General features: G+C 59.7%; 13 protein-coding genes. 2 read left to right on the top strand and 11 right to left on the bottom strand.

Annotated elements, in window-relative coordinates; genetic code table 11:
* Positions 1–51: 51 nt before the first annotated feature.
* From ACMXYH_RS26315 to plsB, 4 genes are all read right to left on the bottom strand, one after another.
* Positions 52–741, bottom strand: a complete 690-nt coding sequence (locus ACMXYH_RS26315; RefSeq protein WP_415765423.1) for a DUF4197 domain-containing protein — start codon at positions 739–741, stop codon at positions 52–54.
* Positions 742–770: 29 nt separating this feature from the next.
* On the bottom strand, positions 771–1,169 hold the full coding sequence (locus ACMXYH_RS26310; protein ID WP_129441587.1) for a YbaY family lipoprotein: 399 nt from the start codon (positions 1,167–1,169) through the stop codon (positions 771–773).
* Positions 1,170–1,274: 105 nt separating this feature from the next.
* Positions 1,275–1,901, bottom strand: a complete 627-nt coding sequence (locus ACMXYH_RS26305) for a hypothetical protein (RefSeq protein ID WP_415765422.1) — start codon at positions 1,899–1,901, stop codon at positions 1,275–1,277.
* Positions 1,902–1,987: 86 nt separating this feature from the next.
* Positions 1,988–4,471 (bottom strand): glycerol-3-phosphate 1-O-acyltransferase PlsB, encoded by a 2,484-nt coding sequence (gene plsB / locus ACMXYH_RS26300; protein WP_415765421.1) that lies wholly within the window; start codon positions 4,469–4,471, stop codon positions 1,988–1,990.
* 165 nt (positions 4,472–4,636) lie between these two features.
* Between plsB and ACMXYH_RS26295 the strand changes: the two genes are divergently transcribed.
* Positions 4,637–4,846, top strand: a complete 210-nt coding sequence (locus ACMXYH_RS26295; protein ID WP_008146705.1) for a cold-shock protein — start codon at positions 4,637–4,639, stop codon at positions 4,844–4,846.
* 135 nt (positions 4,847–4,981) lie between these two features.
* Here ACMXYH_RS26295 and ACMXYH_RS26290 read toward each other — a convergent pair whose 3' ends face one another.
* The 4 genes from ACMXYH_RS26290 to ACMXYH_RS26275 form a co-directional block, all read right to left on the bottom strand.
* Entirely contained in the window at positions 4,982–5,359 is a 378-nt protein-coding gene (locus tag ACMXYH_RS26290) for a hypothetical protein (RefSeq protein ID WP_074879738.1), read from the bottom strand.
* Between the two features lie 84 nt (positions 5,360–5,443).
* The gene (locus tag ACMXYH_RS26285) at positions 5,444–6,253 is read right to left on the bottom strand and encodes a putative RNA methyltransferase (protein ID WP_134418745.1); all 810 of its coding nucleotides are present in this window, start codon (positions 6,251–6,253) and stop codon (positions 5,444–5,446) included.
* Entirely contained in the window at positions 6,253–7,404 is a 1,152-nt protein-coding gene (dapE, locus tag ACMXYH_RS26280) for a succinyl-diaminopimelate desuccinylase (protein ID WP_415765419.1), read from the bottom strand. Before dapE ends, ACMXYH_RS26285 begins: the two co-directional genes overlap by 1 nt.
* 240 nt (positions 7,405–7,644) lie before the next feature.
* Positions 7,645–10,236, bottom strand: coding sequence for a glycosyltransferase (locus tag ACMXYH_RS26275; protein WP_415765418.1), 2,592 nt, complete (start codon positions 10,234–10,236; stop codon positions 7,645–7,647).
* A 289-nt stretch (positions 10,237–10,525) separates the two neighbouring features.
* Here ACMXYH_RS26275 and tcdA point away from each other — a divergent pair, with 289 nt between their 5' ends.
* Positions 10,526–11,344 (top strand): tRNA cyclic N6-threonylcarbamoyladenosine(37) synthase TcdA, encoded by an 819-nt coding sequence (tcdA, locus tag ACMXYH_RS26270; protein ID WP_371927044.1) that lies wholly within the window; start codon positions 10,526–10,528, stop codon positions 11,342–11,344.
* A gap of 92 nt (positions 11,345–11,436) precedes the next feature.
* On the opposite strand, the gene ACMXYH_RS26265 is transcribed toward tcdA, so the two are convergent.
* The 3 genes from ACMXYH_RS26265 to dapD form a co-directional block, all read right to left on the bottom strand.
* On the bottom strand, positions 11,437–11,844 hold the full coding sequence (locus ACMXYH_RS26265; protein WP_415765417.1) for a SufE family protein: 408 nt from the start codon (positions 11,842–11,844) through the stop codon (positions 11,437–11,439).
* Positions 11,841–13,046, bottom strand: coding sequence for an aminotransferase class V-fold PLP-dependent enzyme (locus tag ACMXYH_RS26260; protein ID WP_415765416.1), 1,206 nt, complete (start codon positions 13,044–13,046; stop codon positions 11,841–11,843). The genes ACMXYH_RS26265 and ACMXYH_RS26260 overlap by 4 nt, the downstream gene beginning before the upstream one ends.
* A 158-nt stretch (positions 13,047–13,204) precedes the next feature.
* Positions 13,205–14,239 carry a 2,3,4,5-tetrahydropyridine-2,6-dicarboxylate N-succinyltransferase gene (gene dapD / locus ACMXYH_RS26255; protein ID WP_123365799.1) on the bottom strand — a complete coding sequence of 345 codons (1,035 nt, stop codon included), beginning with the start codon at positions 14,237–14,239 and terminating at the stop codon, positions 13,205–13,207.
* Positions 14,240–14,270 lie beyond the last annotated feature (31 nt).

Genomic DNA, 14,270 nt, shown 5'->3' with positions numbered 1-14,270 from the left:
AGTTAATGTCGACTGACACGGCCTCATCGCGAGCAAGGTCGGTGTTAAGGCTTAGAGCGTACCGAAGACTTTCTTCGCCAAACTCGTCGCTGCCGCCGCAGGATTCTGGCGAATGGCTTCTTCCTGTTTACCAATCATCTCGAACAGACCGTTCAATGCCTGCTCGGTCACGTAGCTTTCGATGTTGGCGCTCTTCGCATCCACCACACCCATCGTCGCGGCTTGCCCGGCGAACGAGTTGTACTGCTTGGCCAGGCCCACCTGGTCGGTGGCTTGCTTGACGATTGGCAGGAACTTGACGCGGATCTGTTCGCGGCTGGTTTTGCTCAGGTACTGAGTGGCCGAGTCCTTGCCGCCGCTGAGAATGCCCTTGGCATCCTCCACGCTCATCTTCTTCACCGCGTCCACCAGGATCGGCTGGGCTTGCGTCACGGCGGTTTCAGCCGCTTTGTTCATGCTGGTTTCCAGCTGGTCAACCTGGTCGCCCATGCCGAACTGTTTCATCTTGCTGGCGACTTTGCCCAGTTTGCCCGGCAGCTCGATTTTCACGTCCGGGTTGTTGCTGAACCCGCCCGGCGTGCCGAGTTGTTTCACGGCCAGCTGCGCGCCTTGGGTCAGGGCATCCTTGAGGCCGCCGGTGGCGTCCTTTTGCGACAGGTCGTTGAGCGACAGCGCCAGGGCGCTGGCGGAGATCATCAGGCCTGCGCACAGGCCGGCGAAGCGAAGGGTAGGACGGAGCATGGCAGCTTCCTTTGTTCAAAAAATGAGAGTTAGCGAGCGGCGTCGACGCGGATTTTCAGAGGCTGAGGGTCGCTTCCATCCAGCTGCACGGCGTGATGTTCGGTGGTGATGAACATCAGCTCGCCGTTGACTTCGATCCGAGCGCTGACCGAATAACGATGGCCCGGTTTGACCTGCGTTGGATCGTAACTCAGATGAAACGGCAGCGGCACCTGGCCTTTGACCGGGCCTTTCTGTTCGTCGAGGACCACGGCGGGCGCGTCGGCCAGGGAAACGTCCTGCAAGCTCACGCTTAACGTGGCGCTCGGCGGCAGGGCGATGCGTTGCAAGTAGAAGACTTCGCCATCGAGGCTGGTTTTGGCGGCAGGTTGTACGGTCTGGCAGGCTCCGAGCAAGGCAGTAAGCCCCAGAAGCGAGAGTTTTTTCATGAGTTGAATCCCTGTCGTTGGCGCCCGAAGTAGATGAACGCCGACGACAATTTAACGGATTTTTCCGGTGATTTCGCCCTATGGATCTTTTGATATGCGCTTTTTTCAAATTCTACTAAAGGGTTTCAATACAACGGACCCGGGATATATCGCAATTGAATTGTGGTATTCATTTTCAGTGGCTGTCAGCGTATAGCGTTTGCCAGGTACGACAGTCTCCGGGTCGTATTCCAGATAGAACGCCTCGGCCATTTCTTCGCTGATATGTATTGGCGCCAGTTGCGCAGTCGTATCGTCGTGCTCGTGGGCGACAACAGTGACTGTGTGTTCAGGTTGAACCGCTTGAGGCGCTTGCGCCTGCAGGTAGAGGCGGCCAACAGGGCTGAGATGCAAGGTTTGTCGGTGCGGCGCACGATGGACAATCACGAAGTAGTCCAGGTCAATCAGCAGTGGAACGCCGTTGTGGGTCATGCTGATCGTGACAAGGTATTTGACGCTGATATCGGAATAGTTGTGCATGAATGAGAAATTCCAACGCCCGCTATACAGTTCCGGTTTGCGGGATTGCGCAACTTTGATGGGAGTGGTTGAGTTGGCAGTTTGCACGCTTATATAGGTTTCGCCTTCACCATCATCCGGGGGTAGAAAGTCTTCAGGCAAACTGAAAGTTAGAGTGACGTAGTTGCGGGTGTTTTCTAATGGGTTCATCGCGATATCCGTATCGGGATTCAAGTGGGCCTCTATTAATCCATAATGGACAGGTTATAAGAACATCCTTGTTCCTATGGTTATTGTCAGAAAGTTACAGCCAACTCCAACTAAGCCTGATCCGCCGCATCTTCACTGCGATGCAACGCGACCTGACGGATTGACAAGCGAATCTCCGCCGGCAACACCCGCTTGGCCGCGCCTTCGGCCAATTCGCCGAGCAGTTCGTGATAGCTCAGCTTGCCGGCTTCGTCGCGCTTGAGTACGTCCAGATCCAGCATTGTCTGGATGAAATGGCGGAACAGGCTCTTGTCGAAGAACTCCGGGGCGTTGAGGCCATGGAGGATGGACAGGCGCTGGGCCATGACCGTGCACAGGTCTTCCAGCTCTTCGGCGCTGATGCTGTTCTGACCGCTATTGAGCAGCAGCGAGACCGTCATGTAGAAGCGTTGCAGGGTCTGGGCGATGCTTTTCGATAGCAGGGTCAGCAGCACGAAATGCCGCGAGCTCGGTGCCGGACGCAGGTAAACGTCATTCTCAAAACGCAGCATTCCTTGCTCGACGAAGGCTTCGAGCCATTGGTCGATCACCGCATCCAGCTCGTCCAGCGACCAGCGAATGAACAGCTCCGATTGCAGGTACGGGTACAGCGCGCGGGTGTAGCGCAGGATCTGTTCGCGGCTCATGCGCGAAGCGCTCTGGAAGAAGCTCGCCAGCAACGCCGGCAAGGCGAAGATGTGCAAAACGTTGTTGCGGTAGTAGGTCATCAGGACGGCATTCTGTTCGTCCAGATACAGAATCTTGCCCAGGGCATCGCTCTGCTCGGACAGAAGATCCATGTCCTTCACATGCTCGATCAACGCGCGGCCGTCACCTTCCGGCAGAGTGGTGTGCGGTGAGTACGGGACCTTGCGCAACAGCGCCAGGTACAGATCGAGCACCCGCGCCATAGCGCGATCATCCAGCGCGAGACGGCTGGTGGACAGCAGCGCCAGGGCCACGAGGTTGACCGGGTTGATCGCCGCCGCTTCGTTCAGATGCTGCGCGACTTTCTCGCCGAGGCGGTTGGTGGTTTCGTTGAGCCAGGCCGGTTTGAACTGTGGGCCGAGTTCCTGTTTACGCCAGTCCGGCTGTTCGCTGTCGAGGAATTCCGCCAGTTTGATCGGCTCGCCGAAGTTCACCGCCACTTGACCGAAACGCTGCTTGAGCGCGCCGATGACTTTGAAGATGTCGAAGATAGATTCTTTTTTCTTGCTCGCGCCACGCAGTTCGCCGAGGTAGGTCCGGCCTTCCAGCACACGCTCGTAACCGATGTAGACCGGGATGAAAACGATCGGCATCCGCGACGAACGCAAGAAACTGCGCAGGGTAATTGCGAGCATTCCGGTTTTTGGTTGCAGCATGCGCCCGGTTCGCGAACGACCACCCTCGACGAAGTACTCCACCGGGAAGCCTTTGGTGAACAGGGTGTGCAGGTATTCGTTGAACACCGAGGTGTAGAGCGGGTTGCCCTTGAAGGTGCGGCGCATGAAGAACGCACCACCACGACGCAGCAGGCTGCCGATCACCGGCATGTTGAGGTTGATCCCGGCGGCGATGTGCGGCGGGGTCAGGCCGTTGCGAAACAGCAAGTAGGACAGCAGCAGGTAGTCGATGTGGCTGCGATGGCACGGCACGTAGATCACTTCGTGACCCTGAGCGACCTTCTGCACGCCTTCGATGTGGTTGACCTTGATTCCGTCGTAGATCTTGTTCCAGAACCAGCTCAGCACCACTTCCAGAAAGCGGATCGCGGTGTAGGTGTAGTCGGAGGCGATCTCGTTGCCATAGCGCAGGGCTTGGGCCTTGGCTTTCTCCGGGGAAATGTTTTCACGCTCGGCTTCGTCGAGGATCGCTTGCTTGACCAGCGGCTGATTGAGCAGGCCTTTGACCAGGTTGCGGCGGTGGGAAATGTCCGGACCGATCACCGCCGCTTTCAGGTTGCGAAAATGCACCCGCAGAATCCGCTGGGCCATGCGCACGGTGCGCTCGTGGCCCTTGTTGTGGTCGATCAGTTCGCGCAAATGGATCGGCGCCGAGAACTGCACCCGGGTTTTGCGCCCCAGCACGATGATGCTCAACAACCGACGCAGGCGCCCGGTGACTGCCCAGCTGTCGGCGAAGAGCAGTTTCCACGGGCTCGATTCGCTGTCCGGCGACTGACCCCAGAACACGCTGACCGGAATGATCTGCGCATCTTCGGCGGCGTTCTGGCTCAGGGCGCTGACCAGGCGAGTCAAGGTCGGCGGCGCGCCGCGTTTGTCCTGACGGCCGAGCCAATCGGGCTCTGGCGTCAGGTAAAAGAACGCGGCGGGTTCCTCCAGCGTACCTACCGAGACCGGCAACACCGGGCGGGGCAAACCCGCCTTGCTGCACTCGGTATCGACCACGGCCAGGTCGGTCAGCGAAGGGTTTTGCAGGACGTAGAACACCGGACGGCTGCGGTCGAGGTTGAGGGTGAACGACGACTGATTGATCGTCTCCGAGCGAACCCAGAGATACAACAGTCGGCGCAGGGTGCCAAACACAAGACGGCGGAGCGGGGAACGGGTCATACGGCTTCTGCATGAGTGAATAAAACCGAGCGTTTGCTCGGGCGGTCGATAGTGTGCCGTATTCGCCGAAAATCGGCAAAAAAGCGCCTAAGTAAACTTGAGTTGAGAGTTTTGGCGGCTGTCATATACTCGGCCGTTCAAAATAAAAACAAGGGGGGTACAGATATGGCTACGCGCGAAACCGGCAATGTGAAGTGGTTCAACGATGCCAAAGGTTACGGATTCATTCAGCGCGAGGACGGGGTGGACGTGTTCGTGCACTACCGCGCGATTCGCGGCGAGGGGCATCGTTCGTTGGCTGAAGGCCAGCAGGTTGAATACGGCGTGGTGACGGGCGAGAAGGGCTTGCAGGCCGAGGATGTGGTGGGGCTCTAAACCCACTCTTCAGATCACACAAAATCAATGTGGGAGCGGGCTTGCTCGCGAATGCGGTGTGTCAGTCGACATAAACTTTGACTGACACACCGCATTCGCGAGCAAGCCCGCTCCCACATTTGATCCGCTTCGTTTTTAAGCGGTTTTCCAGGTGATCTCTTCTTCACCGTCAGCGCTGATGCGCATCCAGCGATCCGCTGTCTCTTCACCTTCTTCTTCGACCCAGCTACCCGGTGCGCAACGCACTTCGACGTTCAGCGCGGCAAAGGCGGCGCGGGCGCAGGCGATGTCGTCTTCCCACGGGGTCTGGTCGCTGTCCAGGAACAGGCTGTTCCACTTGCCCACGGCTTTCGGCAACCAGGTGACCGACACGTTGCCGGCCTTGCACTTGTAGGTCTGGCCTTTCTGGACCCAGTCGGTGCATGGGCCCAAAGCAGTGCCGAGCCAGGCTGCGACGGCTTTATAGTCGACGTCGGCGTCTTTCAGGTAAATCTCGATATCGGGTTGGCGCATGGATGTCCTCACTGCGGGTCTGAAAAATCCATTCGCGGATTTAGCCGGCCTACGGCAACTGCCGAAGACCAAAAAATTAAAGAGTTATTGAAGAACAAAGTAATCGTAGCGCATTGAAACAGTGACCTCGAACGGCTCGACCTGTTCGATGACCGACGCCCGGCGTTCGGCACTGGCGCGCCAGCCGTGGGGCGTCATGGCCAACAGGTTCGCACGGTCCTGACCCTTTTCCAGCGTCAGTTTGAACTCCAGAGTTTCGCTGTGTTGCAACGCCATGCCTTCCGGCACCAAAGCCAAATGCTTGTCGTCGGTGTATTCACGCACTTCGTCGTACAGACGCTCGCGCAATTCCATCAGATGGCCGCTGGTCGGCCCGACTTTCATCAAGCCACCACCGGGGCTGAGCAGACGTTTGGCTTCCTCCCAATCCAGCGGGCTGAAGACACTGGCGAGAAACTGGCAGCTGCCAGAGGCCAACGGCACCCGCGCCATGCTGGCGATCAACCAGGTCAGTTGCGGGTTGCGTTTGCAGGCGCGTTTGACCGCTTCCCGGGAGATGTCCAGCGCGTAACCGTCGGCGTTCGGCAAAGCCTCGGCGATTTGCGCGGTGTAGTAACCCTCGCCACAACCGATGTCCAGCCAGCGCTGAGGCGCGTATTGCGCCGCCAGTTCGGCCAGACGTTTGGCCACTGGTGCGTAATGCCCAGCGTTCAAAAAGTCGCGTCGGGCTTCGACCATCGCCAGGTTATCCCCAGGGTCGCGGCTGTTCTTGTGCTGCACCGGCAACAGGTTCAGGTAACCCTGACGCGCACGGTCGAAACGATGCCCAGCAGGGCAGGCCACGCCGTTGTCCACCGCGTTCAGCGGTTCACTGCAGATCGGGCAGGCCAGCATCAGGCGAGCAACTTGATCAGGGTCTGGTAGTAGATTTCGGTCAGCACATCCAGGTCGGCAGCCAGCACGCGCTCGTTGACCTGGTGAATCGTCGCGTTGACCGGGCCCAGTTCAACCACCTGCGTACCCATGGTCGCAATGAAGCGACCATCGGAGGTGCCGCCGCTGGTGGACGCCTTGGTTTCACGACCGGTGATGTCCTTGATGCTCGACGCGACGGCATCCAGCAACGCACCCGGTTCGGTGAGGAACGGCAGGCCGGACAGCGCCCAGTCGATGTGCCAGTCCAGGCCATGCTTGTCGAGGATGTCAGCGACGCGCTTTTGCAGGCCTTCAACGGTGGATTCGGTGGAGAAGCGGAAGTTGAACACCGCCACCAGATCACCCGGAATCACGTTGGTCGCGCCGGTGCCGGAATTGACGTTGGAGATCTGGAAGCTGGTCGGCGGGAAGAAATCGTTGCCGTGGTCCCAATGCTCGGCGGCCAGTTCGGCCAGCGCCGGGGCGGCGAGGTGGATCGGGTTTTTCGCCAGGTGCGGATAGGCCACGTGACCCTGCACGCCGCGCACGGTCAGCTTGGCGCCGAGGGAGCCGCGACGGCCATTCTTGACCACGTCACCCACCAGGGTGGTACTCGACGGTTCGCCGACGATGCACCAGTCCAGACGCTCCTTACGGGCGGCAAGGCGTTCGATCACCGCTTTGGTGCCGTGGTGCGCCGGGCCTTCCTCGTCGCTGGTGATCAGGAAAGCGACCTTGCCCTTGTGATCCGGGTAGTCGGTGACGAAACGCTCGGCCGCCACGGTCATGGAGGCGAGGCTGCCTTTCATGTCCGCCGCGCCACGGCCGCAGAGCATGCCGTGTTCGTCGATCAGCGCGTTGAACGGGTCGATTTGCCAGGCGGTCACCGGGCCGGTCGGCACCACGTCGGTGTGGCCGGCGAAGCACAGCACCGGGCCGTCGTGTTTCCCGTGGGTCGCCCAGAAGTTATCCACATCTTCGATGCGCATTGGCTCAAGCGTGAAACCGGCATCGCCCAGGCGCTGCATCATCTGCTTCTGGCAATCGGCGTCGACCGGCGTCACGGACGGACGGCGGATCAGGTCGATGGCGAGTTGAAGGGTCGGCGAAAGGTCGGCGTGGGCCGTCATGGAAAACTCCGGAAAACTTGAATATGGGCGCGGTCTAAATGTGGGAGCGGGCTTGCTCGCGAATGCGGTGTGTCAGTCAGCATAAAAGTTGATTGTTACACCGCATTCGCGAGCAAGCCCGCTCCCACAGGTTTTGAGTACGGTCAGAAAGACCGTATATCACGCCAAGGCCTGCAAAATGGCGGTTATCTTAAAGCAAAACGGCGGCCATTGGCCGCCGTTTAGTGCATCCGGAACGATTTAGACCGCCGGAGCCGTCTCGCCCTCGACTGCCGGTTTCGGCAGCGAAGACAAGAACGCCATGATCAGCGCCGCCAGGTACGGCAGCGACTGCACGAGCAACATCGTCACCCAGAAGCGCATGTCGTTGCTCGGCAGGCCGTTCACCAGGAAAATCCCCAGCGCCGCGCCCCACAACAGCAGCATGATGAACATTTCTTCGCGAGCTTCCGAAATCGCCACCCAGAAGCCGTGGTTATCGGCGTTTTTCGGAGTGCGGAAGAACGGAATGCTGCTGGTGAAGAAGCCGTACAGCACCGCTTTGGCGATGGTGTGCGACAACGCCAACCCTGCCAATGCCGCGCAGAACGCATCCTTCAGGTTGACCCCGACCGCACGGCGGTACAGGAAGATGATCTTGCCCACCTTGAACACGAACAGCGCCAATGGCGGGATCGCGAAAATCAACAACGGTGGATCGACCCGCTGCGGCACGATGATCATCGCCGCCGACCACAACAGGGCGCCCACGGTGAAGAAGATGTTCATGCCATCCGCCACCCACGGCAACCAGCCCGCGAGGAAGTGGTAACGCTGGCCACGGGTCAGCTCGGTGTCCTTACCGCGCAACAGACTGGCGGTGTGACGCTTGATGATCTGAATCGCACCGTAAGCCCAGCGGAAACGCTGTTTCTTGAAGTCGATAAAGGTATCGGGCATCAAGCCTTTGCCGTAGCTGGTGTGGTAATACGCCGCCGACAGGCCTTTTTCGAATACGCGCAGACCCAACTCGGCGTCTTCACAGATGCACCAGTCAGCCCAGCCCAGTTCCTCGAGCACCGAGCGCCGGGTCATGGTCATGGTGCCGTGCTGGATAATCGCGTCACGGTCGTTACGGGTGACCATGCCGATGTGGAAGAAACCTTTGTATTCCGCGTAGCAGAGCTTCTTGAAGGTGCTTTCGTTCTGGTCGCGGTAATCCTGTGGCGACTGCACCACGGCGATTTTTGGATCGGCGAAGTGCGGCACCATGTGCTTGAGCCAGTTCGGGTCGACGCAGTAGTCCGAGTCGATCACCGCAATCACTTCGGCATCCTTGGCGGTGTGCGGAATCAGATAATTCAGCGCGCCACCCTTGAAGCCGGCCAATGGCGCGACGTGGAAGAACTTGAAGCGCGGGCCGAGGGTTTCGCAATAATCGCGCACCGGTTCCCAAACCGCCGGGTCTTTGGTGTTGTTGTCGATGATCAGGACTTCGAAGTCCGGATAGTCGAGGTTGGCCAGGGCGTTGAGGGTCTGTTTGACCATCTCCGGCGGCTCGTTGTAGCAAGGCACGTGAATCGAGACTTTCGGTCGGTAGTCCGAATCGCCGACCACCGGCAGAAATTCACGCCGACGCTTGTGGGTCCAGACCGCTTCGGCCAGTTCGTGGGCCTCGGTCAGCAGCACGATAAACACCCCGAGTGCGCCAAGGGCAAGCAAGAAGCCCACCGTCAGGCTGAACCAGGTGCTGTATTGCTGGCTGTAGTCGTAACCGATCCACACCAGCACCGAACCACAGAGGAACGCGATGAAGGTCAGGAAGGTGCGGCCGCGCTGACGCAAGGCCGAGCCGTCGATCATCAGCAGGGTCAGCGACAGCAGAGCCAACACCACCGAACCGATGGCCAGCACGCGCCATTGCGGGATCGCGACGACCGGGCCTTCAAAATTGAATTTCTGCTGGCGCGCGGCGTTGAAAACGCCCCAGTAAGCGCCCACGGAACCTTCATCACTGGCCTTCCACGGTTGGTCAAAAGCTTCGATCACGAAGTAGTTGAAGCCCTGGCGATTGAGCTTGTTGACCAAGGTCCGCAGATAAATCGCCTGGTCTGCCGGCGACGCGTCGGCGCCACCGCGCATACGACCGTTGCTCGGCCAGCCGACTTCGGACAGCAGCAGCGGTTTTTTCGGGAACATCTTTTTCAGGTCACGGGCGCGGTCGAGTACGAACTGCCCGGACTGCTCCATCGGAACATGTTCCCAGTACGGCAGGACGTGGGCGGCGATCAGGTCGACGTGCTTGGCCAGGCTCGGGTTTTCTTCCCAGACGTGCCATTGCTCGGAGGTCGTCACCGGTACTTTCACTGCCGCGCGGACGCGATCAAGGATCACGCTCAGTTCGGCGGCGGTAATTTCCTTACGGAAGATCGCCTCGTTACCAACCACCACGCGAACCACGCTGCGGGAGGTATTGGCCAGGTCAATGGCGCGCAGGATTTCACGCTCGTTGCGTTCCAGGTCCGGGCTGATCCAGATACCCAACGTCACGCGCAAACCGAATTCTTCGGCGAGCTTGGGAATATCCCCCAGGCTGCCATCGACCGAGTAAGTGCGGATGTTGTCCGTCAGCTTGGTCATGATCTCCAGATCGCGACGCATTTCATCGTCGGTCGGGTATTGCTCTTTTTGTGGGTACTGCCCTTGCTGGAACGGCGAGTACGAAAAGCCGGAGATCTGTTCAGGCCAGTTGGGGGCGGTGACCGGGCGATTGATCAGCGCCCAGAAGCCGGTAAACAAGGCAGCGATGGCGAGCACCACGACCAGGTTGAGTCCAAATTTACGCGATGACATAGCTTATTCAGGTTCCGGAGGCTGTGGAACGAAGGAACGGTCTGCGGCTGGCTGCTAAAGGGGCAGGGGGCGCGCATCCTACACCGGGCGTTCACTGACCGTACAGCGGACAGGGAAATGCCGGACGTTGGGCAATCCAACTCGGTTTAAGTTCTTTCGTTGGACCTTGTAGGTTAAATCTTGGTTCTGTGTAGGCTGACTAAAGAGGTAAAGACGCCCGTTCATAGCCCAAAGATGCTCTTGGCCGCTGACGGCCCTATAATGCGCGCCGGTTTTTGGGGTAATGGTCATGAGTACAGAAGATCCGCGGTTTGCAGGCATCGCCCGTTTGTATGGCATCGACGGCCTGGAGCGTTTGCGCGCGGCCCACGTGGCGATCGTCGGCGTTGGTGGCGTCGGTTCCTGGGCGGCGGAAGCCGTCGCCCGTTGTGGCGTGGGCGAGATTTCGCTGTTCGACCTGGACGACGTCTGCGTCAGCAACGCCAACCGTCAGTTGCACGCGCTGGACAGCACCGTCGGCAAACCCAAGGTTGACGTGATGGCCGAGCGCCTGCGCGGGATCAACCCGGACTGCACCGTGCACGCTGTGGCGGATTTCGTCACCCGCGAGACCATGGCCGAATACATCACGCCGAACATCGACTGCGTCATTGATTGCATCGACAGCGTGAATGCCAAGGCTGCGCTGATCGCCTGGTGCAAACGCCGCAAGATCCAGATCATCACCACCGGCGGCGCGGGCGGGCAGATTGATCCGACGTTGATTCAGGTTTGCGACTTGAACCGGACCTTCAATGATCCGTTGGCCTCGAAAGTGCGCTCGACCTTGCGCCGGGATTACAACTTCTCACGCACCGTGACCCGCCACTACAGCGTGCCGTGCGTGTTTTCCACCGAACAACTGCGCTACCCGAAACCGGATGGCAGCATTTGCTTGCAGAAGAGTTTTGTCGGGGATGGCGTGAAGCTGGACTGTGCCGGCGGGTTTGGTGCGGTGATGATGGTGACGGCGACGTTTGGCATGGTCGCGGCGACCAAGGCTGTGGATAAGATTGTGGCCGGGGTACGGCGCCCCGCGGATCGCATTAAACCTCAAGCTGAAACGTAAACCCGCGTAGGAGCTGCCGAAGGCTGCGATCTTTTGATCTTTAGCGTGACCACTGGCGCCGAAGATCAAAAGATCGCAGCCTTCGGCAGCTCCTACACGTCGCTCAGGCTCTGCATTCGCTGTAACACGGCATTAAGGCCATTACTGCGCGAAGGGGACAGTTGCCGGGAAAGCCCAAGCTGATTAAACCAATCCGGCAAATCCACTTGCTGCAGCTCAACCGCCGACAACCCGTTAACCCGCGCCAGCAGCAACGCCATCAGCCCGCGAATCAACCGCGCATCGCTGCTCGCGGCAAACTGCCAGTGACCATCCTGCAATTCACCCACCAACCACACCTGGCTTTCACAGCCATGCACGCGGTTGGCGTCGATCTTATCCACATCGCTCAATGCTGGCAGACGCTCCCCCCATTGCATCAACAGCCGCGCCCGTTGTTCCCAGCCGGCAGCATTCTGAAAAGTCTCCAGCGCCGTGGCCGCATCGGCAGGCAAGTTCATCGCAACAACTCCAGCGCCTGATCCAGCGCTTCAAAAAACCGCTCCAGGTCTTCGGAATCGTTGTACAGCGCCAACGACACCCGGATCGCCCCGGCCAGTTCAAAACGCTTGAGCAATGGCATGGCGCAATGATGACCGGCGCGCACCGCGATCCCCTGTTCGGTCAGCAAATGCGCCAAATCAGAGTTATGCACACCCTCGACGACAAAACTGGCCAGCGCCAGTTGCGGCTTGCCCAGCAATCGAATGCCGTTGCGTGCTTCAAGGCCTTTGAGCAAATAGTCATGCAGCGCTGCTTCGTGGGCGGACACGGCGTCCTGATCAAGCCCGGCCAGATAATCCAGCGTTGCCCCCAGACCAATCACACCGGCAATCGGCGGCGTACCCGCCTCAAACCCCAGTGGCGCAGGGCGAAAGCGAGCGGTGTGGTAATCCGCATCCAGCACCATTTCACCGCCGAATTGCCAATGGCGCAGTTGCTCAAGCGCTTCGTTGCGTCCGAACAGCACGCCCAGCCCATCGGGGCCATAGAGCTTGTGACTGGAAAACACATAGAAGTCGCAACCCAGCGCCTGCACATCGTGCCGGCCATGAACCACGCCTTGGGCGCCATCGACCACGGTCAGCGCGTTATGCGCCTTGGCCATCGTCAGGAGCGCGGGCAACGGCTGCCAGGCGCCAAGTACATTGGACAGCTGACTGACCGCCAGTAAGCGGGTTCGCGGACCGATCAACTGCGCGGCAGCATCAAGGTCAATCAAACCGTCGGCGTCCAGTGGCAGGATCACCAGCTTCAGGTCGCGACGGTGGGCCAGTTGCTGCCACGGCAACAGATTGGCGTGATGCTCCAGGGCGCTGATGACAACTTCATCGCCGGGATTGAAAAGATGTTCCAGGCCATAAGCCAGGAGGTTCAGCGCAGACGTTGCGCCATGGGTAAAGATGATCTGCCCGCAATCGCCGGCATTGAGCCAATGGGCGACTTTGCTGCGGCTGGCCTCGAACGCCTGGGTGGCGTGGGCGCCGGGCAGGTGTTGCGCCCGATGCACGTTGGCCGCGCCGCTGGCGTAGTAATGCGCCAGGGCATCCAGCAGGGCTTGAGGTTTTTGCGTGGTGGCGGCGTTGTCCAGATAGGTCTGGTCTTGCCGTTGCAATGCGGCGATGGCCGGAAAATCGGCGCGCCAGGGAGAGGGAATCATCATGTGTTGAGCCCTGTGAACTTGGGCGGGTGTACACCGGACCTTGTGGGAGCGACGGTGCGACGATTCGACTTGCTCGCGATGGCGTCCGTCAGGGCGCCAAAAAGCATCGCGAGCAAGTCGAATCGTCGCACCGTCGCTCCCACAGGTGCCTGCGGCACTTAGTTGTGAGCGTGCAGCGCTTCGTTCAGTTCGATCGCCGATTTGTGGGTTTTGCATTCCACAGCGCCGGTTTCCGAATTACGGCGGAACAGCAGATCCGGCTGACCCGCCAGTTCACGAGCCTTCACGACTTTGACCAGTTTGTTGTTTTCGTCCAGCAGCGCCACTTTGGTACCGGCGGTCACGTACAGGCCCGATTCAACGGTGTTGCGATCGCCCAACGGAATGCCGATACCGGCATTCGCGCCGATCAGGCAGCCTTCGCCGACCTTGATCACGATGTTGCCGCCGCCCGACAGGGTGCCCATGGTCGAGCAACCGCCGCCCAGGTCCGAACCCTTGCCGACGAATACGCCAGCGGAAACGCGGCCTTCGATCATGCCTGGGCCTTCGGTGCCGGCGTTGAAGTTGACGAAACCTTCGTGCATCACGGTGGTGCCTTCGCCGACGTAAGCGCCCAGACGAATACGTGCCGCGTCAGCGATACGCACGCCGGCCGGAACCACGTAGTCGGTCATTTTCGGGAATTTGTCCACCGAGAACACTTCCAGCAGCTCGCCACGCAGACGGGCTTCCAGTTGATGCTCGGCCAGTTCGGCCAGGTCGATTGCGCCCTGGCTGGTCCAGGCCACGTTCGGCAGCAGTGGGAACACACCCGCCAGGTTCAGGCCGTGCGGCTTGACCAGGCGATGGGACAGCAGGTGCAGCTTCAGGTAGGCCTCAGGGGTGGAGGTCAACTGAGCGTCTTCGGCCAGAATGGTCGCGACCAGCGGCTTGTGGCTCTCGGCCAGACGGGTCAGCAAGGCAGCCTGGGCAGCGTCGACGCTTTTCAGGGCTTCAGCCAGTTGCGACGCCTGAGCGGTGGTGAACGCGATGGCCTGATTGCCTTCGGTGTAGCCCAGAACAGGCGCGATGGCAGCGACCAGTTCGGCCGACGGGTTGAGCAGTGGCTGCGCGTAAAACACTTCCAGCCATGCACCTTGACGGTTTTGAGTGCCGACACCAAAGGCCAGGCTGAACAGGGTAGTGGACATGTTGATACCTCTAACAAAATGGAACGGGCTG

The sequence above is a fragment of the Pseudomonas frigoris genome (genome assembly GCF_047758635.1).
In the GTDB taxonomy this organism is placed as follows: Bacteria; Pseudomonadota; Gammaproteobacteria; order Pseudomonadales; family Pseudomonadaceae; genus Aquipseudomonas; species Aquipseudomonas frigoris.
Note: the sequence above shows the minus strand (reverse complement) of the source record. Positions and strands in the feature narration are given on the sequence as shown.